Genomic DNA, 23194 nt, shown 5'->3' with positions numbered 1-23194 from the left:
CCCGCAAAATCTCCCAACTTTGAAGAACTTTATAACCACAAAACATTGTTTCCTTGAACTCTTATTATTGTAAATCTTTTAATAAACATTTTTGTTTAGAGAGAAATAATCTCGTAGCAAAATGGCGAAAAATAAGGAGACTTTGCGCAACTGGGGCGGCTTGCAAATATGTATCCTTTTAGTATTGAAAATTATATATTTTCTTCTTTTTTTGTCTTCCACCATTGTCTTAATTCGATTATTTTAGGTTCCCCTATATTCATTAATCCTTTTCCTGATTCTAATTTTTTTATTTCTGACTCAAGTTTATATTTACTACTTGGAGTTCCAACGAAATTGCTTATTGCTTTATAATCTTTGTTTTGAACATTTAAACAGATTGGCAATTTTACTTGTGATGCAAAGTCAAAATCTTTAGTTTTATAATCTTCAACACCTTGTGATAACATCACAATTATAACACCTTTGGATCTTAGGAGTCTTAATAATTCTTCTAATGCTTTTCTAGCATTTTTATTCTTTAAATAAATATGAGCTTCATCAATTACCATCACATAAGTCAATGGGAAAATATGATCAATTGGCTCACAATCGTTAGTAGAACTAAAATAAGTATTAAAATACCTTAATAGTAGAAATACAACTAATTGTCTTAAAGTATCTGAAAGAGCTGGTGGGAGGTTAAGATATATACTTTTATCTAAAATATTTGGATTGTCAGGACTACAATTAAAAATATTAGTTGTTAAATCTTGAATGCCAGCAAACAATGTGTCAGGTCTTTTATTATTTTCATCATAATATTCTTCTAATTTTTCAAATAATTCACCGATTGTTGGGTATGATCCATTTTTAGTGTCAAATAATTCAGTAATTATATTTGTAAGAATATTTTTTTGAGCAACACCAACACTGGGTACAAAAGTGGCTACTGTATCTACAAAGGCTTTGATACTAAAAGGCCTCTGTCTTTCATCTAAACTTATGGACAAAAAAGGATTAAACTTAACACCTCCATCATTAACAATATCAACAAACTCACATTTTGTAGCATCTAAAAATGGTTTTAGCTGAGCTGGATTTCCTTCGCCCTTGTAATCGAAAAATATGAATTTTAAATTATGATTAGTATTCTTTGATATCTGGTAAAGAATATCTTTTATCAATTGCGTTTTCCCTGAACCTGCCATACCTGCAATCGCAATATTTCTATTGTCAAATTCCCTTAAATCATTAATTCTAATTTTAACATTAACACCATCATCAGTTTTTCCTAATTCAAAAGTTAAAGGTTCAACAAACTGTTTTGCATTAATCATAGTTGAAGAAACGTTTGTTTTAATAATATTCTTTCGTAGTGACAATCCATTTTTAACTGCTTTTAAAAGGATGTCGATGTGGTCCCCTTTTGAGATGTTGCTTTTTTCAATCTTGTCATTCCAAATGTTTAAACCGTGATTTAAATGAAGCTTAAAAAGCTTTGAGAATTCTTCTTCAAAAGTATTTTTATTATAATGCTGATCTAATATTGACTTAAAAATTATCGTATTACTGCTATCACCAATAATAGTTCCAAACAAAGATTTATCATCACGAAATTCTTTACCATCAGAACTAGGCATTATCTCATTTTCAATATCAAATGTTTTACCCGAGAGCAAACTATATGAAAATGCAATTCGAGGAACAATACCTTCATTTTTAAAATTGTATAAAGTTTTTAACTTGTATAACAATTCGTCATTTTCTTTGCTAATTTTAATTCTCATAACTTTGGAAATATCCTTTTTTTAAATTAGTATTTGCTCCATCATTTACCAATAAGTAAGATTTTGAAACATTAGCTGAAATATCTTTAAATCTTTTTGGTGTAATTTCACTATTTGTTGAAAATAACACAACTTGTTCTGAAAGTGCAGGATAATATTTTTTAGTAATACTATCTCTATGCTCTTCATCGAGTCTTCCAAGAGGGGTGTCAATAAATATGGGCAAGCTTTGAATTGATTCTTTTAGAATAGCTTTTATTAAACAAGAAATATAAATCTGTTTTTCACCAGATGACAAACTTTCTTTTCTGATTTCATTATCATCCTGATCCATAAGAGTGATTTTCATACCCTGACCAGATGCTAAAATTGTTACTTTCACATCTTCAATAAACTTACTTTGATTTTCCTCGCTATTTAGTTTATGCATCAAGGTTTTCAATTCTACAAGAATTGTTTTTTCCAAACTATCTTTATGCTTGTCCTTTTGCTCGTCTAAAAACAAATTTAAAACTTCAATATATTCGTTACTTTTCTTGATCTTTAGTTTGTTTTGCTCATTTATGTCAACTTTTTTGACAAGAGTAACTAATTGCTGGTTAAGTCTAACAATATCATTTTTAAGTTTCGTGATTTGTTGATGATTTTCACCTATTTTTCTGTTCTTTTCAGTTACATTATAATCGGAAGTTTCCTTTTTTGAAGAATAATCTAAAATTAATTCATCTTCTAAATCAGCATCTACTTTATTAAGTGTCTTAGTTAAATCAGAAAGTTTAATTTTTGTTTCATTGAATTCATCAATTGTTGTTTCAAATAAATCTTTTGATTGTGTATTTATAAGATTGATAGCATCAGAAATTAATCTTTTTTCCGAGTTATTTAAGTCGTGCTCAAATTCTAAATCTACATAATCATCGTTTTCTTTAAACAATTCCGAGCCTAATGATTGAGCTTTTTGGTAATAAAACATTTTGTCCTTTAAAGACATTGTTGAATTTTCTGGTTCAGGAGGTTTGTTAAAAAGTAATTCAATAAAACTTTCTATTTTTTCTGAATTTTCTTTTGAAAATATTTGGGAAGTCTCGTTTTTTTCTTGAATTTCAAGATGCTCATTTACTTCTTCTAATTTTCCAGTGAGTATCGCAAGTGGTATGATTTCACTTAGTTCATTAAATCGCTCATTTAGCTCATCTTCTTTAATTTTGAGTTTTTCAATTTCAATTAAGACAGCCTCCCTGTCAAATATCGAATTCCCTTGCTTGCTATGTTTAGATATTAAATTGTCATATTCCCGTATTTTCTTTTTAAGATCATCAATCTCTTTTAACTTTTCAGCGTTTTCTTCTTCAAATTTTTCAATATCAATTTCTGATATTCTAATTTCATTTTCTTTATTGGCAATTAATTCTTGTAGATTCTTTGTTGCTCCTTCTTTTTTAAGGTTATTGATGTAAAATTCGACATCATCTATAAGTGTTTCATAAGTATCCAATCCTAAAATTTTACCTAACGCATCATTGATAAAACTCCCTTCTTCTTTTATAGACAAATTTGCAATCTCCCCGATTTTCTCAGCATCAAAAAATACAAATTTTGCAGCATCAATCGGAATGATGTAATCGTTGATGAAATTAATTTTATCACTTTCTTCATCAAATATTTCAATTTTAGAAACAGCATCAATAATTGACAAAGTTTCATTCATAGTAGCTACATCAAATGTTCTTTCAATAATCACACTTTCTGTATTTGAAGACAACGTTCTTAGTTCTGGTAATTCAATTTCTGTGATAAAAATGTTTACAGAAAAATTAGTTTTATTTTCTCTTTTCGCAGTCCAGTTAATAGATTGTTGCATAAAAGATGAATAATTTTTTTCTTTTTGAATTTCTTTTTTGAAATTCTCATCTATCTGGGAAATTTTATCGCCATAAAGACACCAAACAATAGATAGTAGAAAATTGGTTTTACCATATCCATTTCGACCGCCAATGATAATAATATTTTTGTCAGAACTAGTAGTTAGATCAATATTAACAGAGTTATAATATTGTCTGAAATTATTTATTTCTATGTTTGAAAACTTCATTTTGTTGCTTTTTCGATTATATCATTAATTTTTTGTTGATGATAATTATTTCTTTTTAAGAGTTTTTTTGTTTTTACAGATTCGAGTAAAGTTTTTAAAGAATCATAATCAACACCTTTTGACAGACAAATATCATTTAGTCGTTTTTCTTGCAATATTTTAGTTTCTTTGATTTTCATATTTTAAATTTTGAATTGTTTTGGCTATTTCAATAAATTTTAATTCTTCATTGATTCCTAATTTTGAATCTTCAAAGAGTTTTCGCTGTTTGTAGAAAAAGGAATATAAGAGTTGTTCTTCTTTTTTACCAGCATTTGGTAATCTTTTATTTTTTTTAACAAATTCCAATAATTCACTATATCCATCATTCCTGAATATAGTTGTTTTGTCTTCTCTTAAATTATAATTAGAAGTTACTTCTAAAATTAACTCTAACTTTGATTTGTCAAGTAAGTTTCTATTAATTTTGCTTCTCTGCACATTTAACCATCTATTTATTCTTATTTCTTCTAAAGGACAACTTATCGAAGACGGTAATTTACTATTGGTAGAAATAAAATCAATTAAATCTTGATAATTTTCATCCCAAGATTTTTTAATTACTTTTTCATTATCGTTTAAAAGTAAGTGCTCATCAAAGTTATATTTTTTTGATTTAAGACCAATAAATGAATTTTTAAAAAAAAGGAATCTATTATTATCCTCCATTTTTAAATTGTAAATAATACTTTTTTCATTACTTTCTGGTCGATATTGTAAAACGAATTCCGTAATATCTTTAATATTCATAGGTACTGTATAATTTGAAAGAAATTCTTCAGCAATACTTCTAATTGTCCCTCCTTTAATATTTTCTTTTTCATTATCCCATTTTTTAAGTCCAAAAATACTCGCCCTACCAAATGGTACAAAACCATTTATTCTTTTTAGTGTAGCTCGAACTTTAGCATCATCAGTTTCATAATTAGGATGCAATTCAATGATTTTTTGAGTAATCTCATTTATTTTTGATGGTTTACCTAATTCTTGTAATGCTTCATACGAGTATTCAAAACCTGATTTTGAAGAATTTCTTTCAAAAATTAAATTGTCTTCTAAATCAATATAGATTTCGAATTCTTGATTTACTATTTTTTCTGCAATCTCCATAATTGAGTTGAGAATTTCTAAATTATTATTAATTAAAAAATTAGATAAGTAACTTTTAAAACTGAAACTATACGTTTCTTCAATACGTTCATTTAATCGTTCACTAATTTCATTTGCCAATGAAATAAAATCAAATTCTAGCACAAGCTCTTTTTTTACTAAATAGAAATTATGCCAATTATGCCTATTTCGAGCATTAAAATATTTTGGAAGTAAAACATCTTCATTATTACCAACAAGTTCAAATTCATAAGACCAATAGGAATATATTAGATATATTATAAATTCTTTAGTGAAGTTTGTTTTGTTTTGATTATTAATGGCTTCTATTTGAGTATCATTTATCTCAATGTAATATTGAGTATTATCGATATTATATTTTTCAAGTAAATTATCATCGAAGTTTTGGATAAAAAGTAGTTTGTTAAATAACTCTTCAAAAATTGTTTTTCTAACTTGTCTAACTCTTTCGCGAGTCAAGTCTACTTCTGTCGCTATTTCATCAAGGGTTAGTTCAGGAGAATTAAGATAAATTTTTAAAGATTTTGTTAAGATTTTAGTTTGATTTTTATCGTAAAAAGCTTTTTGATTTATTAGAAAATTCGTTAATTGAAATATTGATTCGGATTCTAGTATTTCATTTGGGATATTAGACAATGAAAATGTATTCTGAATTAGAAATTTATTTTTTAAGGAGATTAAATATTTATCATTTTCATTTTTACTCACTTCAATTATAAAATCTTCAATAATATTGATATAAACTTCTAATTCAGAAACTGAAAGTTCACCAACATTTCTTATTTTTTTAACGTCAAAATTATCTGCAAATAAAATTTTATCTGCAAAATTTTTAATTTTCAAATTATCTTCCAATAATGCTTTTATGGCATTTTGACTTCTAATTGAAAGACTATTTGTATTTACTTGAATAAAGCTATTTATTACCTCCCTTTGATTTCTGGATAATTCAGAAATAATTATTTTGAATTTATTTTCGATTTTGAACTGAAAATTTTCTTCAAAACCAAAATCAATGTTTTTATATTTGCTATATAATTCAGTTAACTCTTCATTTGATCTTTTGCCACAATTCCTGAGTTTATTGAAAGACCTGTTTTCACGATAAAATTCAATTATTTCTTTAAGAGTTTCAAGTCCATTATATCTACAGACGTTATAGGAACGAACACTTATGTTTTCATTTTTATAAATTTCGTCTATTGTCATTAAATATTTTTTTAAGATTAGATATGTCTTTATTAATAAAGCACTAAAAATAAATCATTTATTTTAATTTATTTTACGGTTTTCCTCATTTTCATCTAACATTGGCAAAATTAGGCTTTTTTGGTTTTTTTATAGTTTGGATTTTGCGTTAGAAAAATCAAAAGTACCTAATGTGCAATCAGCTTTAAGCTTGCATACAACTTTCTTATACCCGCTACCTAACAGCGCATATCCAACCCAATTTGCACAGCTATACGCTATAAACGGTAATTTTGTCTCTGCTAATTTAATCTATATTTCTTACAAACGTTCAAACAAGGGAGACTATTTCATTTACAAGTCTTTCCAATGGAATTAATGAGTCGATCTAATTCCCGCACTCCATAATTGTCTTCTCAAACACGAAAATAAATCCTGAAAAGGAATACCTTTGTCACTAGCCACAAGAAATTATTCAATTTTTCAATCATCCAATTATAAAATATAAAAAATGAAAATAAATCCAAAAAACGGAATCGACAAGCTCCTTTTCGGAATGAAACAGAACGACGTTACCGCCATTTACGGAAAACCGGACAGGAATTACAAGGACGAGGACGACAACGTGATTTTTGCCTATAATAAACTAAAAATGCGTTTGACTTTCTATAAGGACGAAGATTTTAAACTGGGTTATATCGTGGCTTCCAGTCCAGACTTGGAGTTATTCGGGAATAAGGTGATTGGCAAAAAAATCAGCGAAATCAAAAAAGAGTTGGCCACAAAAGGTCTGACAAAATTCACGCAGGAAGAGTTTGACACTTTCGAAAACTATTTCAACGAGGACAATTGGATCATCCTGCAAACAGAATTTGACGAGGTCGTAAAATTCGAAATTGGCGCCATCATCAATGCCAAAGATGAATTCGACTGGAAATTTGTGAAGAAATAAGTCCGTTTGAGCCTAAAATGGAATGCAGATGAACGCCGTTGCCAAGGAAAAACACGGATAAAAACGGATTGCTATATTATTTTTTTAAAGAATTACCTGCCTCTGTAGTTTTTAAAAAAATAATACTGAAAAATAGTTGGCAAATAGTCTGTTAAGCATTATTGCCATTGGCATTCCAGAAAGTTTGATGAAATTCGTTTCATCAAACTTTTTAATATGGAAAAATCATCAAAAAAAAGGGAACTGTGTATCCCGAAAACAACCATGTAGTTTCTGATGAATTTCAAATTCCATTTCCCCGGTTTATTTAATTGTTCTTGGTCAACATTGTCGGAAGCTATGGTGAGATAGGGAAAATCGGTAATGAAATCGGTCAGCAAAATTGGCTTCGCCTGCTAATGTTTTGATTTTTCTGTATTGTTAAGAAGTTGTTTCTTGTTGTGTTTTTCAACTAACATATCTGCCAGGATTATTACCGCGATTAACAGAATAAATGCAATCGACCACTGTTTTGTTTTTTTTCTCATAACCATTGATTGAATTTCCTGATATACCAATTCTTTATAAACTGCGTGAGAACGCAATAGCTAAATAGAATTAAAATCAGAAACGGAAAATAACTTAAAGGCAATGGTTGTAATTTTAAAGCGGCTGCAAACGGAGAGAAAGGAATGAATATTCCGATTGCCATTACCAGTGATGTTAAAGCGACAACGGGTGCTGTTGCCCAACTTTGTAGGAAAGGAACTTTTCGTGTGCGTATCATGTGAACAATGAGTGTTTGCGATAACAACCCCTCAATGAACCAGCCTGATTGAAATAAACTTTGATGTTCGGGCGAGTTGGCTTTAAAGAAAAAGAACATTAAGCCGAAAATTGCATAATCAAAAAGGGAACTGATTGGACCAATAAAAATCATAAAACGTCTTGTTCCTCTTGCATCCCACTTCTGTGGTTTTTCGATAAATTCATCATCCATGGTATCCCACGGAATTGATATTTGCGAAACATCATACAAAAGATTTTGCACCAGAATCTGAATAGGAAGCATCGGAAGAAAAGGTAGCAAAGCACTTGCTCCCAAAACACTGAACATATTACCGAAATTACTGCTTGCGGTCATTTTGATATATTTGATAATATTGCCAAAAGTACGGCGGCCGTAAACCACTCCTTTTTTCAACACCATTAAATCTTTTTCAAGTAAAATAATGTCGGCACTTTCTTTTGCAATATCAACGGCTGTGTCAACTGAAATTCCAACATCTGCATCGCGCAAGGCAGCTGCATCATTAATGCCATCCCCCATAAACCCGACAGTGTGCCCTTTTGCCTGTAATAGTTTTACAATTCGTGATTTTTGCATTGGACTTAGTTTTGCCATGATAGAAATATCGTCAATCTGGGCAACAATTTCTTCATCGCTCATTTTTTCCAATTCATTTCCTAAAATCACATTGTTAATTGGAATTCCAACTTCACGGCAAATCTTTTTAGTGATAATTTCGTTATCACCAGTTAATACTTTAATGCTTACCCCTAATTTCTGAAGTCCTTCAATAGCATGTTTGGCGGAAGGTTTAGGTGGGTCAAGAAACCCGATGAAACCGGTAAGCACTAAATTGCTTTCATCTTTGATCGAATAGGTCAGTGGTCGTTCATCATATTCTTTTATGGCGACTAATAAAACTCTTAATCCATCTTCATTCAGATGCCTTGAGGTGTCGGAAACAATCTTTCGCATTTCATCATTCATTGGAACAATAGTATCGTTCTCAATTTGTAATTGCTTGTCTTTACCGGGGTCAAACGCGTGAGAACATATCTCGAGCATTTCTTCCACTGCCCCTTTGCAAATCAATAAATGTTTTCCATTTTTCTCTTCGAGGATTACACTCATTCTTCTGCGTTGAAAGTCGAAGGGAATTTCGTCAACCTTTTTAAAATCTTCATCCACTTTAGTATAATGGTGCAATTCGGTGTGTTCAAGCACGGCTACGTCCAACAAATTTTTTAGACCCGTTTGATGATAACTATTGAGGTAGGCCCATTTCATTACTTCATCATCATCGTCTCCAAAAACATTCAAATGGCGTGTAAGAACGATTTTATCTAATGTTAAGGTTCCTGTTTTATCGGTGCAAAGAATATCCATTGCGCCAATGTTCTGAATAGCGTTGAGGCGTTTTACAATTACTTTTCGCTTGCTCATTTTCAGCGCGCCTTTGGCAAGATTTGCGGTAACAATCATAGGGAGCATTTCGGGAGTCAAGCCAACTGCAACTGAAAGACCGAATAACAAAGCTTCCAGCCAATTTCCTTTCATAAAACCGTTTATCAAAAACACAAGGGGAACCATTATCAGCATAAACCTAATTAGTAACCAGCTTACGCTGCTAACGCCTTTATCAAAACTTGTGAGAGGTCTTTTACCGGTAAGTGCTTTTCCAATGGAACCAAAATAAGTTTTGTTGCCCGTGGTAACGGCTATAGCTGTTGCCGTGCCACTCACGATATTTGTTCCCATAAAACAAAGATTCTCTAATTCTAGTGGAGATTTTTTCTCGGCATCCTCAATCTTATGTTCTCGTTTTTCAACCGGCAGTGCTTCTCCAGTAAGCATTGATTGGCTCACGAATAAATCTTTTGATTGAATAATTCGACAGTCGGCAGGAATCATGTCGCCTGCACTTAACTGAATAATGTCTCCGGGAACAATTTTTTTTATGTCAATTTCTTTTTTGCCGGATTCTTTTCTCAACACGTCAGCCGTGGTTTTTACCATGCTCTTTAACTTTTCGGCCGCTTGATTACTGCTGTATTCCTGCCAAAAACGTAGGAGCGAACTAAGCATCACCATCGTGATAACTACAATAACTGTTTTGTAATCCCCCTCACCTGGTGCCACAAGAAAGATGTCTATTACAAAAGATACAATAGCAATGGTGATAAGCACTAAATTAAATGGAGTGAGGAAAGAATGGAATAATTGTTTATACCATGCGTCCGCTTTTTCGTGTTCTATTTCATTTAGTCCAAATTGTTTTCTCTTTTCCAGAACCTTATGTTCAGAAAGTCCGTTTATATCACTGTTTAATGTGACTAAAAAGGAATCACTGTCTTCATGGGATACCTTGCGGAGTATGTCGAATGCAGTTTCATCAAAGCCATAGTTTGAGTTGTTTGAAAAACTAATTTTGCTTTTTAGTTGTTCCTTTATTTTTGCTTTTGGCATTTCAAAATATTTTAAATATTTAAAAAAATAAGTCTGCAAATTTATTAATTCAATGGATGGAAAATTTGCAAGTCAGGTTGTTTCTTGTTCGTTTATTTGAGTTCACATAGTCGCCAAAGCGGTTTTGCATGACTAGTGTATATCCAACCTTATTTGGGTGGATATGTTCCATAAATGGCGATTTTATTTTTTTTGCAAAAATATGAAAAAAATATACTATAAATTATCAACCGGACTTTTTATTTACTGCAAACTTTTCGTGCTTATAGGGGTCTATATTTCGGTTGTTTTAATGCTATTATGCTCCGATAATTCTTGAATATAATGCAAATCAGTACAGCTTTCCATGAGTCGCATAACTATGTCGAAAACTATTATGTTATGCTAACGGTTTTATGCTTTTTGCAGGGCATTTTTAAAAACCTGTTGCGCACTTCTACTGCTGTATTGTCCGCCATATTGTCCTTTAAAGTAAACATTTGGTTTGGTGTTGAATTGTTGAATAAATTATGTACCTCTGTAGTTTTTAAAAAACCAAACTTTTAATAAGTCAGCAGTAATAATATAGGCCGCCACTATTGCCAGCATAATACCTAAATTAAGGAACGGCAACGGAGACAATCCCACCTCGCCCGCAAAAGGCATATAAGGAAGTGAAAGTGTTAGCACTAATCCAAATATGCTTAAAACAAAAAGATATTTGTTGGGCTTGCTTTTAAAGAAGTTTTTATGGGTTCGAATGATGAAGAGAATAAACAATTCAGTGAGTATAGACTCGACAAACCAAGCCGTTTGAAAAGCGGATTCTTTTACTTTTAATACATACAAAAGGGTAAGGAAAGTAATCACGTCAAAAAGTGAACTGTGTATCCCGAAAACAACCATATAGTTTCTGATGAGTTTCAAATTCCATTTCCCCGGTTTGTTCAATTGTTCTTGGTCAACATTGTCGGAAGCTATGGTGAGATAAGGAAAATCGGTAATGAAATTGGTCAGCAAAATTTGTTTTGGAAGCATCGGAAGAAACGGCAGCAACAAGGAAGCTATTGCCACGCTAAACATATTGCCAAAGGTAGAACCCGTGCTGATGTAAATATATTTGAGCGTGTTGGCAAAAGTTTTTCGTCCTTCCTTAATGCCATCTATTATGACCATTAAATCCTTTTCCATCAAAACAAAGTCGGCAGTTTCTCTGGCAACGTCAACGGCATTTTCTACTGAAATTCCAACATCGGCGGCACTTATGGCCGAAACATCGTTAATGCCGTCACCCATATAGGCAACCGTGTACGTTTTTCGTAATGCCCTTATGATATTTTCTTTTTGTTGCGGTTCCACTTCGGCAAAAATGTGTGTTTTTCGCACCAAATGTTTCAATGCCTCCGAGCTCACACTGAAAAGTTCTTGTCCCGTCATGACCACCGGATTTTTGATGCCAATTTTTAACGCGATGGATTTGGCTACATATTTGTTGTCACCTGATATTATTTTTAAGTTTACCTGCAGTTTTCGCAATTCGGCAATAGTTTCGATAATACCTTCTTTTACGGGGTCTTCGAGCAATATAAAACCGGCAAAAATCATGGCTTTTTCATCTTCTTTCGAAAAGGAATCGGTATTTAAGTTCTTGTAACAAACCCCAATTGCTCGCAATCCGTCAATTCCGAATTGTTTGAATTTTTCATCGATTTCGGCCCTGTGCAATTCGATATTTTCGATGCTGCCGTTGCTTAATCTTACCTTGGTACAAATGGGGATGATTTTGCTAAAAGCGCCTTTGCTAATCAGCAATTTATCGGTGTCGGCAGCGATGGCAATGCTTATTCGTTTGCGTATAAAATCATACGGAATTTCCCCAAATTTCGTGGCTTTAATTTTCGGATCAAGCGTCAATTGTTTTAAGGCTTCATCGATTGGGTTGGCATAACCGGTTTCGAAATAGGCATTCCAATAGGCGAGTTCTTTTACGAATTCATTTTCGATGCCCAAGCCATCAACCGTTCCGGCAATTTTAATCGCACCTTCGGTAATGGTGCCTGTTTTGTCGGTGCATAATAAGTTTATCTCCCCCAAGTTTTGAATCGAGGCCAGTTTTTTGACGATTACTTTCTTGGCTAACATCCTTTTGGCACCCGCGCTCATCGCAATGGTGGTGATGGCGGGAAGTAGTTCCGGAGCCATTCCTACGGCCAAAGCCAATGCAAATAAAGCAGATTCAATAACGTTTTTGTGATTTAATAAATTGACCACCAAAATGAAGAGCGAAAGTACCAAGGTGATTTTCATCAGGAAAAAACCAAAATCCCTGATGCCTTTTTCAAAAGTGGTTTCCACCGTGGTGGAAGCACTTTGGGTAATGTTTCCGAAAATGGTGTTGTTTCCGGTATTGATGACCAAAGCTTTTGCAGTGCCGCTCACTATATTCGTTCCTTCCCAAAGGCAATTGGTTCTTTTGGCCAGTTCGGTATTCGTGTCAAGAACGCCCGCTTCTTTCGTCGTGGGGTAGGATTCACCGGTTAGACTGGCTTCGTTGGCATGCAGTTCGTTAGATTCCATAATCAGACAGTCTGCCGGTAACATATCTCCCGCTTTCAACAAAAGCACATCACCAGCCACTATTTGAGAAGAAAAGATTTCCTGTTCCCGATTGTCTCTCAATACTTCGCTTTTTAAGGCAATCATAGATTGTAATTTTTCTACAAACCGGCTTGCATTTCTTTCTTGAAAAAAACTGAGCAAACCTGTGGATAAAACAATAAACAGAATAATGAATACATCGGAGGTATCCCCCAGAAAAGCCGATAAAATGACAGCCCCAATAAGAAGTAGCATCAACGGACTTTTGAATTGGCCTAAAAAAAGAGCGATGTCTTTTCTGAAAACAGACTTGGGCTTTTTAAAATGCCCGGATTGGCTGAGAATTTTATTGGCAGCTATTTGAGATAACCCTTTATCCGTGCTATTCAGTTTTTGAAACCAGTAGTTGATGTCAAATTGCCAAAAGTTATCTGTTGGTGAAGTTTGCATAAAGGGTATATCTAAATGGATTGTAAGCAAACATATTCCCAAATATAAGAATAAATAAAAAGATAGAAATGCTTTTATTGCGACTTTTGGTAAAACGAAAAATTAATCTTTTAGTTTGATCAATTTAAATGGGGGAATTTTAAAAATTTGAATTGGGAATCTTCGTAATTTGAAATCATTGTTGTCCGATAAAAAAAAGTTAAATAGTATTACATCCCAATAAATATAGTCCCTACGGGACATTTAAGTAATAAGCATCATATAATGTCGTACTTTATTTTTTCGAAGTTGGCTACAACTTGTATTTATACAATGAATTAATGAATTCTATTATACGACAGCAAAACATTCCGATTACTTATAAAGGGTGAGGCTTAATTCTTTTTCTACCAATATTTAGCCCCTAACGGAGCAAGCCCGTAGAGGTTAAATGTTGGTAATTACGTATTCATAAAACACGATATTGTCCTGTAGGGACTCAACGAAATTTATTTTTGACAATAATAATTTGAAACAAAAAACCCAACAAGTTTATGAATCCTGTTGGGTTTGTTTATTGGAAGAAGCACACTTTATAAAAAGTGTTTTTCTGAAAATTTACTGTTTAATCTCTGGCTTATTTTCAATCATTTCTATTTCAAAAATAAGATTGGCATTAGGAGGAATCACGCCACCAGCGCCTCTTTCACCGTAAGCAAGATTAGAAGGGATGAAAATTATGGCTTTGTCTCCAAATGATATCAGGCTCAATGCTTCCAGAAATCCAGGAATCATGCCGTCTTTTTTTCCAGCTTGTAAAGGAAAAGCTCGGTATCCGTTTTGGGCCGCTCTATTGGCATCGAATTTTCCATAAGTTTTACTTACGTCTTCATAATTGCTGTCAAATAAGGTTCCGTCTTCAAAATAACCGGAGTAATTAAAATAAAAGGTTGTGCCATCGGCAGGTTTTACGCCGCTTCCTTTTTGTGTTATTTGATACGCTAAACCAGAAGTTGTCGTGGTAGCAGCAGCTTTCGCAGTCGCAAAGTAAGCTACTTTTGCTGCGATAACGCTACCGTATTTCTCTAGATAAACTCTTTTTGCTTCGGCGATAATTTCTGCCTGTTTTTTATGGTTTTCAGCTTCAATCAAGGCTTGTTTTTTAGCGTCTTCGGACTTGTTTGCATAATAGTCCGAGAATACTTTTGGTGCATCAAACTTTTTTGCTAAAACTCCTTTTTGGTCGATGGTAATTTTTGTGATGACATCGCCCTGGACAATCAAGTTTACGATATCCATTCCTTGGATAACGTGACCAAAAATGGTGTGTTTTCCATTCAACCAAGGCGTATCTTTGTGCGTGATAAAGAACTGGCTTCCATTGGTTGTCGGACCTGAATTGGCCATGGCCAAAATACCGCCTTTATCAAATTTCAAATCGGTAAATTCATCTTTGAAAGCGTAGCCTGGATCACCAGAACCGTTTCCGGAAGGATCGCCGCCTTGAATCATGAAATCCTTGATGACCCTGTGAAATTTCAAGTCGTCATAAAAGGGTTTTCCCTTTAGTTTTTCATTGGTTACAAAAGCATTTTTACCTTCTGCCAATGTTATAAAATTGGCTACGGCAATCGGTGTTTTTTGATATTCTAATTGAACGATGATGTCACCTTTGTTAGTGGCAATGGTAGCAAAAATTCCTTCGATAACCGCGGGGGCTTTGGGAGTTGCCTTAACCGTCGCAGTTGGTTTTTTGATATTTTGAGCTTGTATATTCAACACGCCCAAAAATAATAATAACAGGATTTTAGATTTCATTTGGTATAATTTAAGGTCTAATTTGTTTTTGTGTCATTATTAAATTATTGAGGCATGGCTTCCAATAATTCAACTTCAAAAATAATATTGGTATTTGGCGGAATTACTCCACCGGCACCTGCTTCTCCATAAGCTAAATTGGATGGTATAAACAGTACGGCTTTGTCTCCAAAGGATAATTTTTCGATTCCTTCGATAAAACCGGGAATCATGCCGTCTTTTCGTCCCGCTTGAAACGGAATGGGCTGGTATCCATGTTGTGAAGCTCTGTTTGGATCAAATTTCCCAAAAGTTTTTGACACGTCTTCAATACTCGAGTCAAATAAGGAGCCATTTTCTAGAAAACCGGCATAATGAATGTAAATGGTTGCGCCATTTACCGGTTTTTTACCGCCACTTTTTTTGGTTATTACATATTGAAGCCCAGTTTTGGATTTTATTGCCTTGGCTTTTAAATCTGCAAAATAAGCCGCTTTTTGTTCATGGACGGCTTTGTATTTTGAGTCGTCCGCTTTTTGGTTTTCGGCATCAATGGCCAATTTTTTCTTTTGATTTTCTGATTCTATGGCAAAATAATCATGAAATGTTTTTACGGCATCAAACTTTTTTGCCTCTTCACCATTTCTAATTATGGTTACTTTATTGATGAAATCATTTTGTTCGATTAGGTTTACCACGTCCATTCCTTTTTCTACCACGTGGCCAAAAATAGTATGTTTTCCTTCTAGCCAAGGCGTTTCGAGATGGGTTATGAAAAACTGGCTGCTATTGGTTGCCGGACCATTATTGGCCATTGCCAAAACACCGCCTTTATCGAATTTCAGATCAGAAATTTCGTCCTTGAATTTATAACCGGTATCTCCGGAACCCGTCCCTAGTGGATCACCAGTTTGGATCATAAAATCTTTTATCACCCTGTGAAATTTCAAACCATCATAAAAAGGTTTGTCCTTAAGGTTTTTATTGGTAACAAACTCATTTTTTCCTTCGGCCAATGTCACAAAGTTGGCCACGGTGATAGGAGCTTTTTCATAATCCAATTGTACGATTACGATTCCTTTATTGGTTTCTATTTTGGCATATAAGCCATCAGGAAGATTGTTTTTTTCTTCTTTACAAGAATAAAATGAGGCAATTACAAGGAGTGCGAATAGGATGCTTTTTTTCATTTCTAAATTATTTTCTTATTATTTTCTTATTATTTTATAGTGTCTTTGGGTTTGTTTTCGGGTTTGTTTTCGGGTTTAATTTGTTGCTTTATCGGAGTTGACGGTTTTAATTCCCCCTCTTTTTTAAAGTCTTTTTCCGATTTAAAATTGCGCAGCGTTACGGTACAAAGCAATGGCTGGTTTGTGCCTATTTTTTTGTTGTCGCCATGATAACCATACCCCATATGAGAAGGAAAAAGAAAAGTCACTTTTTCGTTTTTATGCATCAATTTTATGCCCTCTCTCAATCCCGTCATGATGTTTTGCTTGTCAACAAAATAAGTCTGCGGTCTTAATTCCAGTTCAGAATAGATGATATTGCCTTTTATGTCTTTTATTTCATAATCAAAAAAAGCAACATCTCCCTTTTTTGGGGTGAGTGTATCCAACTGATTTTGGATTTCATAGGAATACCAATATCCTTTTGTAGAGGCCAGATATTTTATTTTAGGGTTGCTTTTAATTATCGAATCAATTTGTCCTTCCTCGCCAGCTATCAACTTCTTGTTTCTCTTTATTGATTTTTTCATAAAGGTTCCCGATGTCTGCGAAATAGGTCTTCTGGCTTCTTGATGTTGTTTGCAGCTTGAAATTAAAATAAATGCAACAAACATAACCATTACAAATTTTCTATTTTTCATGATGCATTATATTTTTAGTTTCGTTACTAAATCCTCAAATTTCTTAACTGTTTCTTCCATCGATAATTCCGATTTTCCTCCGGCAGCATTACGATGTCCTCCACCATTAAAATAATCTCGTGCAAATTGATTGACATCAAAATCACCTTGTGAACGAAACGAAATCTTGATAATATCCTCTTCCCTGTTTTCGATAAAAATAGCCGTAAAAACAATGCCTTTTATGCTTAGTCCATAATTAACGATGCCTTCCGTGTCTCCTTTTACGAAATTAAAAGTATTTAATTCGTCTTGTGTAAGCGTGGTGTAAGCCGTTTTATTGTCAGCCATAACCTTCGTGTTTTGAAGCGCTCTTCCTAGCAATTGCAGTCGTCCAAATGAACTGTTGTCAAAAAGCAGGGTTGGGATTTCGGTGTTTTCGACACCTAAATCAATTAAGTCGGCTATGATTCGGTGTGTTGTCCCTGTTGTTTTTGGAAATCGAAAGGAACCTGAATCTGTGAGAATTCCGGTATATATGCAGGTGCCAATAGTTTTGTCGATGTCTTCTTTTTTACCAAGAAAGCAAATGAAATTATACAACATTTCGCAGGTCGATCCAAAAGAAATATCCGAATACGTAACCACGGCAAAATCATCAGGCGACTGATGGTGATCAATCATTACAAACGGAACTTTGAGCTTGTTTAACACATTTTCCATTTCGCCTACGCGATGCAAAGCATTAAAATCAAGCGTGAAAATAAGCTCGGCTTCTTCAAGGATTTTGGTGCAATTTTTTTTGTCTTTTTCAAATATTTTAACGGTTTCCGAACCGGGCATCCAATCCAAAAAATTGGAAAACTCGTTTGGGGAAATAACAACGGGATGATGGTTGTTTTTTAACAAAAAATGGTATAATCCCAAGGTCGACCCCATGGCATCACCGTCTGGACTCCGGTGCGGAATGATGGCAATTTTTTTTGGAGTTGATAATAACAACTGTATCGCTTGAATGTCTTGTTCTTTCATAGTTTGCGAATTTACATTTTTTTAATGTAATGTTGAAATCATTTAAAGTTTTAACAAACTTTTACAACACTAAAAATCTTCAAGATATTTTCTTTTAAATCGCTGATACAACTTGTATTTGGCCCCTTTTACAATCTGGGCATGATATATCCCAACTGAACCCGAAGAAAAGTAGGCAATCAAACAGGCTATTCCAATAAATAAACCACTTCCTATCCCAAAAAGTTCCATTCCCATAATCGTACAGGCAATAGGAGTATGGGTGGCTCCCGAAAAAACGGCTACAAATCCCATTCCTGCCAAAAGAGCAATAGGCAAGGGAACAATGAGTGATAAAGTACTTCCAAATGTGGCTCCAATAAAGAAAAGAGGGGTTACTTCGCCACCTTTAAATCCCGCGCCAAGCGTAAAACCGGTGAAAAGTATTTTGAGTAGAAAATCATAAGAAGCATTTGGACTTGAAAAGGAATCTACAATAGTCGGAATTCCCAATCCAATATATTTTGTGGTTCCAATGCTATAAAAAACTAGGGCTAGCAGTATTCCTCCAACAAGCGGACGCAATGGTGGATATTTTATGGTTTTCGAAAATAAATTGCCCCAAAAATGGGTGGATCTCGAAAACAACATTGACGCCATACCAAATAAAACACTGACTAAAATTACCCAAGGCATAATTTTTAGAGTCATTTCGGGTACGACAGGAATGTGGTAAATAGTATGTTTTACTTGCCAGAATTCAACGGTAAAGTAAGCAATATAGGCCACCAAAAAGGATAAAATAATACTTTTATAACTGATTTTGCTAAAATACAATACCTCCAAGGCAAACAAGGCTCCAGCCAAAGGTGTGCCAAAAACAGAAACAAATCCAGCGCTGATTCCTAAAATTATCAGCGTCTTCCTGTCGGAATTATCAAGTTTGAAAAGTCCTGTGAATTGTTCGGCAATTGCTCCGCCCATTTGTACCGCCGTGCCTTCACGACCGGCCGAACCACCAAAAAGATGCGTGATTAAAGTGCCAATAAGCACCAAGGGCGCCATTTTTAACGGAATGGGTTTTTGAGGATTTTCGTATTCTTCGAGCAATAAATTATTGCCTTTCACGACATCCTTTCCTAAATAATGATAACTCAAACCTATAATAAGTCCGCCAATTGGCAAAAGCCAAATAATCCAAATATTGTGTTCTCTATATTGCGTAGCCCATTCTAAAGCCACCAAAAGAAATGCCGAAGCTGACCCGGAAAAAATGCCTATCAAAACACAAATGAAAGTCCATTTGATAGTGGGAAGCATAATTTTTTTTAGGTTCATTTTGTATTATTTTTTCACCCCTGACAGGTTTTTAAAACCTGTCAGGTGTAATTAAGTGAATTATTCCGAAACAATGGCCGTAAATTCGATTTCCACCAAATATTCCGGAGCAACAAGTTTACTGATTTCATAAAAGCCAGTTGCCGGTTTTATGTCTTTAAAAAAAGTGGAATGTGCCCTGGCCACCTCTTCAAAGCTTGTGATATCGGTGGTGAATATTCGGGTGCGAATCACGTCTTTCATTCCTACATTCAAGTCTTCGAGGACTTTTTCGATTCTTTCCAGAATATTTAACGTTTGTGCATAAGCATCATTGGCTTTTACTTTTTCACCATCCACAATGGCCACCGTTCCCGATACTTCAATAATGTTGCCAATGCGAACCGCACGGCAATAGCCCATTTTGTCTTCCCAAGGCGAACCGGTCAAGATATTTTCTCTTTTCATTTTGATTATTTTAGTTTATTGAGTTGATTTTTAATGTTTTTTAAACACAATCCAAATTTTGGTATATTTTTTGCAATTTATAAAAAATAGGGAAATAAAAAACACCGATTTTTAATTAAAAAGCTCAGTTAAGTAAATTAATTTTAGAATAACATTATTCTCTAAGATGTAATAAATTCAAAAATTGAATGTTATAAAGGAAAGCTTAATTGCAACACTTTTATGATTTTATGCTTTTATTTTTATTTTAAAAAATTATATGCACTAATTGACTAATCTCTGCGCGGTATGAAAAAAATATTATTTTTTGTTATTGTACTATGTATGTCCCTAAATGGATATGCACAGGATGAATTTGGTAAAAAGGTTGAGCCAATCCCGGCTAAAAATAAGAACTTGAAAATTAAAAAAGTAAAACCGCCAAAAGAAGTTTTACCAAAAATCACACCTCCAGATGTTGTGAAAAAGCCAGATTCGGTACCACAGTTTAATCCTGAGGACCTTTTTAAAGATTATACTCTGTATAAAAAAGAGGAGAATTCTAAAGGTATATTCTATAGACGAAATCAATATTTAGGTAGTTTCAAAACGAAATCATTTACCTCCACAATTCGATACCGGGATGCTGCTTTCGTAGATGGCGACAAGATAAAAGTATATTTAAACGGTAAAATAATTGAACCCGAAGTTGTTTTGGATGGAGAATTTAAAGGATTCAAAATAAGCTTAGAAAAAGGCATTAACAGGATTGATTTTGAAGCTTTGAACGAAGGTTTCGCTTCGCCTAATACAGCAGAATTTCAAGTTTATGATGACAAAGGAGTCGTTATTTCGGCAAGTCAATGGAATGTTGGTACGGGTTATAAAGCAACCATTATATTGGTTAAGGAATAAATATGGATATTTTCCAATTCGATAAATACGGCGAACAAAATTAATTTATGCTATTTTTGTGATTTTATAGCATAGATTATTTTATTTTTAAAAATTTTCTAAACGCAGGTTAATCAAGGTTGAAATTACATGAAACAGATTCTTTTTTTTATTATTTTAGTTGGTATTGCTTCAAAAAGCTTTGGTCAAAGTGAATTTAGCACTAAATTCAAAGCAATTCCACCTCTGAATACTAATTTTAAACCTAAAAAAGTTGTTGCTCCAACTCCGGAAACACCTGCTATTATTGCCCCAAATGTGTTCGTAAATACCAATATTCTAAATACAAAACCCAAGAAGGATAATTCATTTCAGATGGGAGGAACCAATAATTTTTCAATGGTTCCAAAAAACGATTTTGTCAATCCTGGGGATTTAATAGCTCAAAAATTGAATAAGAAACCAGATAATGAAGACCAAATTGTATACCGGAAAAATCAGAATTTAGGAGATTTCAAAACGACTTCCCTGACAGCAAAAGTGATGTATCGGGATTACGGGGAAATCGACGGAGATGCCATTCAAGTGTACCTAAATGACAAAGTAATCGTTCCTGAGGTTACTATGACGGGTGAATTTCAAGGATTCGAAATAACTCTGGAAAAAGGTTTTAACAAGATAGATTTTCAAGCACTAAATCAAGGTACTGTTGGACCAAACACAGCTGAATTTAAGGTATATGACGATAAAGGAGCTCTTATATCGGCAAGTCAATGGAATCTTGGTACCGGTTTTAAAGCAACCATTATTTTAGTAAAAGAATAAAATTAAATTTTTTTCAAAATTCAATTTTTCAATCCCAATTATAAAAAGTATTTTTGCACATGCAACACAACGTACTTATTTTAGATTTCGGATCGCAATACACACAGCTTATTGCACGAAGAGTTCGCGAATTAAATATATTCTGCGAAATTTTTCCTTACAATCATTTTCCGAGTGATTTATCAAGTTATAAAGCAGTAATTCTTGGTGGAAGCCCATTTTCTGTTCGTTCAGAAGATGCTCCACATCCAGATTTATCTCAAATTAGAGGGAAACTTCCAATACTCGCAGTTTGTTACGGAGCACAATATTTGGCCCATTTTAGTGGTGGTGAAGTTGCTGCTTCAAACACCAGAGAATATGGTAGAGCCAATTTATCCTATATAAAAGAGAATGAAGTTTTCTTTGAAGGCGTTTCAGAGAATAGCCAAGTTTGGATGAGCCATAGTGATAGTATCAAAGCTTTACCAACTAATGGAGTAAAGCTTGCTAGCACACATGATGTGGAATTTGCAGCTTACAAAATTGAAGGGGAAACCACTTATGCCATTCAATATCATCCAGAAGTTTTTCATTCCACGGATGGATCAAAAATGCTGGAGAACTTTTTGGTGAAAATTGCCGAAGTTCCCCAAAACTTTACACCAAATGCTTTTGTTAGCGAGATGGTAACGGAATTAAAAGAGAAATTGCAAGACGATAAAGTTGTCCTTGGACTTTCTGGAGGAGTAGATTCTACGGTCGCTGCCGTTTTATTGCATCAGGCTATTGGCAAAAACCTATACTGTATTTTTGTAAATAATGGTTTGCTTCGCAAAAATGAATTCCACGAGGTATTGGAACAATATAAAGGAATGGGCTTAAACGTAAAAGGAGTTGATTCATCGGAACGTTTTATGGATGCTTTGGCAGGAATTGAAGACCCGGAATTAAAAAGAAAAGCAATAGGCAGAGTTTTTATCGAAGTTTTTGATGACGAATCCCACCGTATTGAAGATGTGAAATGGTTAGCGCAAGGAACAATTTATCCTGACGTGATTGAATCAGTTTCGGTAAAAGGACCATCGGCTACCATAAAATCACACCATAATGTGGGCGGTTTGCCAGATTATATGAAATTGAAAATTGTGGAACCATTGCGTATGCTTTTCAAGGATGAAGTGCGTCGAGTGGGAGCAACATTAGGAATAAATCCAGAATTATTGGGAAGACATCCTTTTCCAGGACCAGGATTATCAATCCGAATTTTGGGCGATATTACTCCCGAAAAAGTGAGTATCCTTCAAGATGTAGATAAAGTTTTTATCGACGGATTAAAATCTTGGGGATTGTATGACAAAGTTTGGCAAGCTGGAGCCATTTTGCTTCCCGTAAATAGCGTGGGAGTTATGGGCGATGAGCGTACCTATGAAAAAGTGGTGGCGCTTCGTGCAGTGGAATCCACTGATGGAATGACTGCTGACTGGGTGCATTTGCCGTATGACTTCTTGATGAAAGTATCCAATGATATTATCAACAAAGTAAAAGGAGTCAATCGAGTGGTGTATGACATCAGTTCAAAACCGCCTGCAACTATCGAGTGGGAATAATACATTAATTGTATTTCTTGCGCTTTCGTGAGAAATTCGTTTTAATGCTAACT

The 23194-nt window shown here is 33.9% G+C and carries 16 protein-coding genes; 4 read left to right on the top strand and 12 right to left on the bottom strand.

Features of this window, described 5'->3' with window-relative positions:
- Positions 1 to 191 precede the first annotated feature (191 nt).
- The 4 genes from B2145_RS11175 to B2145_RS11160 are packed head-to-tail and all read right to left on the bottom strand — an operon-like array spanning position 192 to position 6240.
- Positions 192 to 1769, bottom strand: a complete 1578-nt coding sequence (locus tag B2145_RS11175; protein ID WP_291102216.1) for a DndE family protein — start codon at positions 1767 to 1769, stop codon at positions 192 to 194.
- Positions 1759 to 3861, bottom strand: a complete 2103-nt coding sequence (gene dndD / locus B2145_RS11170) for a DNA sulfur modification protein DndD (protein WP_291102214.1) — start codon at positions 3859 to 3861, stop codon at positions 1759 to 1761. Before dndD ends, B2145_RS11175 begins: the two co-directional genes overlap by 11 nt.
- Positions 3858 to 4040, bottom strand: coding sequence for a DNA modification system-associated small protein (locus tag B2145_RS11165; protein WP_291102212.1), 183 nt, complete (start codon positions 4038 to 4040; stop codon positions 3858 to 3860). Before B2145_RS11165 ends, dndD begins: the two co-directional genes overlap by 4 nt.
- Entirely contained in the window at positions 4021 to 6240 is a 2220-nt protein-coding gene (locus B2145_RS11160) for a hypothetical protein (protein WP_291102210.1), read from the bottom strand. Before B2145_RS11160 ends, B2145_RS11165 begins: the two co-directional genes overlap by 20 nt.
- Before the next feature lie 490 nt (positions 6241 to 6730).
- On the opposite strand from B2145_RS11160, the gene B2145_RS11155 reads away from it, so the two are divergent.
- Positions 6731 to 7171, top strand: a complete 441-nt coding sequence (locus tag B2145_RS11155; RefSeq protein ID WP_291102208.1) for a hypothetical protein — start codon at positions 6731 to 6733, stop codon at positions 7169 to 7171.
- A gap of 523 nt (positions 7172 to 7694) precedes the next feature.
- Here the strand turns inward: B2145_RS11155 and mgtA (B2145_RS11150) are convergent.
- The 8 genes from mgtA (B2145_RS11150) to B2145_RS11115 form a co-directional block, all read right to left on the bottom strand.
- Positions 7695 to 10406: a magnesium-translocating P-type ATPase gene (gene mgtA / locus B2145_RS11150; protein ID WP_291102206.1), complete on the bottom strand. Its 2712-nt coding sequence runs from the start codon at positions 10404 to 10406 to the stop codon at positions 7695 to 7697.
- A 507-nt stretch (positions 10407 to 10913) separates the two neighbouring features.
- The gene (mgtA, locus tag B2145_RS11145) at positions 10914 to 13433 is read right to left on the bottom strand and encodes a magnesium-translocating P-type ATPase (protein WP_291102204.1); all 2520 of its coding nucleotides are present in this window, start codon (positions 13431 to 13433) and stop codon (positions 10914 to 10916) included.
- A gap of 597 nt (positions 13434 to 14030) precedes the next feature.
- Positions 14031 to 15230 carry a peptidylprolyl isomerase gene (locus tag B2145_RS11140; protein ID WP_291102202.1) on the bottom strand — a complete coding sequence of 400 codons (1200 nt, stop codon included), beginning with the start codon at positions 15228 to 15230 and terminating at the stop codon, positions 14031 to 14033.
- A 44-nt stretch (positions 15231 to 15274) separates the two neighbouring features.
- Positions 15275 to 16399: a peptidylprolyl isomerase gene (locus B2145_RS11135; RefSeq protein WP_291102200.1), complete on the bottom strand. Its 1125-nt coding sequence runs from the start codon at positions 16397 to 16399 to the stop codon at positions 15275 to 15277.
- 29 nt (positions 16400 to 16428) lie between these two features.
- Complete coding sequence (gldI, locus tag B2145_RS11130) at positions 16429 to 17079, bottom strand: gliding motility-associated peptidyl-prolyl isomerase GldI (RefSeq protein ID WP_291102198.1); 651 nt, start codon at positions 17077 to 17079, stop codon at positions 16429 to 16431.
- A gap of 6 nt (positions 17080 to 17085) precedes the next feature.
- A complete protein-coding gene (locus B2145_RS11125) occupies positions 17086 to 18090 on the bottom strand; it encodes a DHH family phosphoesterase (protein WP_291102196.1) in 1005 nt (334 codons plus the stop codon).
- 69 nt (positions 18091 to 18159) lie between these two features.
- Entirely contained in the window at positions 18160 to 19407 is a 1248-nt protein-coding gene (locus B2145_RS11120) for a voltage-gated chloride channel family protein (RefSeq protein ID WP_291102194.1), read from the bottom strand.
- 60 nt (positions 19408 to 19467) lie between these two features.
- On the bottom strand, positions 19468 to 19854 hold the full coding sequence (locus B2145_RS11115; protein ID WP_291102192.1) for a RidA family protein: 387 nt from the start codon (positions 19852 to 19854) through the stop codon (positions 19468 to 19470).
- Between the two features lie 288 nt (positions 19855 to 20142).
- Between B2145_RS11115 and B2145_RS11110 the strand changes: the two genes are divergently transcribed.
- The 3 genes from B2145_RS11110 (at position 20143) to guaA (ending at position 23141) form a co-directional block, all read left to right on the top strand.
- Positions 20143 to 20748 carry a hypothetical protein gene (locus B2145_RS11110; RefSeq protein WP_291102191.1) on the top strand — a complete coding sequence of 202 codons (606 nt, stop codon included), beginning with the start codon at positions 20143 to 20145 and terminating at the stop codon, positions 20746 to 20748.
- A gap of 129 nt (positions 20749 to 20877) precedes the next feature.
- Positions 20878 to 21552, top strand: a complete 675-nt coding sequence (locus B2145_RS11105; RefSeq protein WP_291102189.1) for a hypothetical protein — start codon at positions 20878 to 20880, stop codon at positions 21550 to 21552.
- Positions 21553 to 21611: 59 nt separating this feature from the next.
- Positions 21612 to 23141: a glutamine-hydrolyzing GMP synthase gene (gene guaA / locus B2145_RS11100; protein ID WP_291102187.1), complete on the top strand. Its 1530-nt coding sequence runs from the start codon at positions 21612 to 21614 to the stop codon at positions 23139 to 23141.
- Positions 23142 to 23194 lie beyond the last annotated feature (53 nt).

This window comes from Flavobacterium sp. UBA5153 (assembly GCA_002413745.1).
Lineage (GTDB): Bacteria > Bacteroidota > Bacteroidia > Flavobacteriales > Flavobacteriaceae > Flavobacterium.
Note: the sequence above shows the minus strand (reverse complement) of the source record. Positions and strands in the feature narration are given on the sequence as shown.

What these genes read in the sequence shown, in the direction of transcription:
- B2145_RS11175 (WP_291102216.1), bottom strand. Translation starts at nt 1,769, where the DNA reads ATGAGAATTAAAATTAGCAAAGAAAATGACGAATTGTTATACAAGTTA.
- dndD (WP_291102214.1), bottom strand. Translation starts at nt 3,861, where the DNA reads ATGAAGTTTTCAAACATAGAAATAAATAATTTCAGACAATATTATAAC.
- B2145_RS11165 (WP_291102212.1), bottom strand. Translation starts at nt 4,040, where the DNA reads ATGAAAATCAAAGAAACTAAAATATTGCAAGAAAAACGACTAAATGAT.
- B2145_RS11160 (WP_291102210.1), bottom strand. Translation starts at nt 6,240, where the DNA reads ATGACAATAGACGAAATTTATAAAAATGAAAACATAAGTGTTCGTTCC.
- B2145_RS11155 (WP_291102208.1), top strand. Translation starts at nt 6,731, where the DNA reads ATGAAAATAAATCCAAAAAACGGAATCGACAAGCTCCTTTTCGGAATG.
- mgtA (WP_291102206.1), bottom strand. Translation starts at nt 10,406, where the DNA reads ATGCCAAAAGCAAAAATAAAGGAACAACTAAAAAGCAAAATTAGTTTT.
- mgtA (WP_291102204.1), bottom strand. Translation starts at nt 13,433, where the DNA reads ATGCAAACTTCACCAACAGATAACTTTTGGCAATTTGACATCAACTAC.
- B2145_RS11140 (WP_291102202.1), bottom strand. Translation starts at nt 15,230, where the DNA reads ATGAAATCTAAAATCCTGTTATTATTATTTTTGGGCGTGTTGAATATA.
- B2145_RS11135 (WP_291102200.1), bottom strand. Translation starts at nt 16,399, where the DNA reads ATGAAAAAAAGCATCCTATTCGCACTCCTTGTAATTGCCTCATTTTAT.
- gldI (WP_291102198.1), bottom strand. Translation starts at nt 17,079, where the DNA reads ATGAAAAATAGAAAATTTGTAATGGTTATGTTTGTTGCATTTATTTTA.
- B2145_RS11125 (WP_291102196.1), bottom strand. Translation starts at nt 18,090, where the DNA reads ATGAAAGAACAAGACATTCAAGCGATACAGTTGTTATTATCAACTCCA.
- B2145_RS11120 (WP_291102194.1), bottom strand. Translation starts at nt 19,407, where the DNA reads ATGAACCTAAAAAAAATTATGCTTCCCACTATCAAATGGACTTTCATT.
- B2145_RS11115 (WP_291102192.1), bottom strand. Translation starts at nt 19,854, where the DNA reads ATGAAAAGAGAAAATATCTTGACCGGTTCGCCTTGGGAAGACAAAATG.
- B2145_RS11110 (WP_291102191.1), top strand. Translation starts at nt 20,143, where the DNA reads ATGAAAAAAATATTATTTTTTGTTATTGTACTATGTATGTCCCTAAAT.
- B2145_RS11105 (WP_291102189.1), top strand. Translation starts at nt 20,878, where the DNA reads ATGAAACAGATTCTTTTTTTTATTATTTTAGTTGGTATTGCTTCAAAA.
- guaA (WP_291102187.1), top strand. Translation starts at nt 21,612, where the DNA reads ATGCAACACAACGTACTTATTTTAGATTTCGGATCGCAATACACACAG.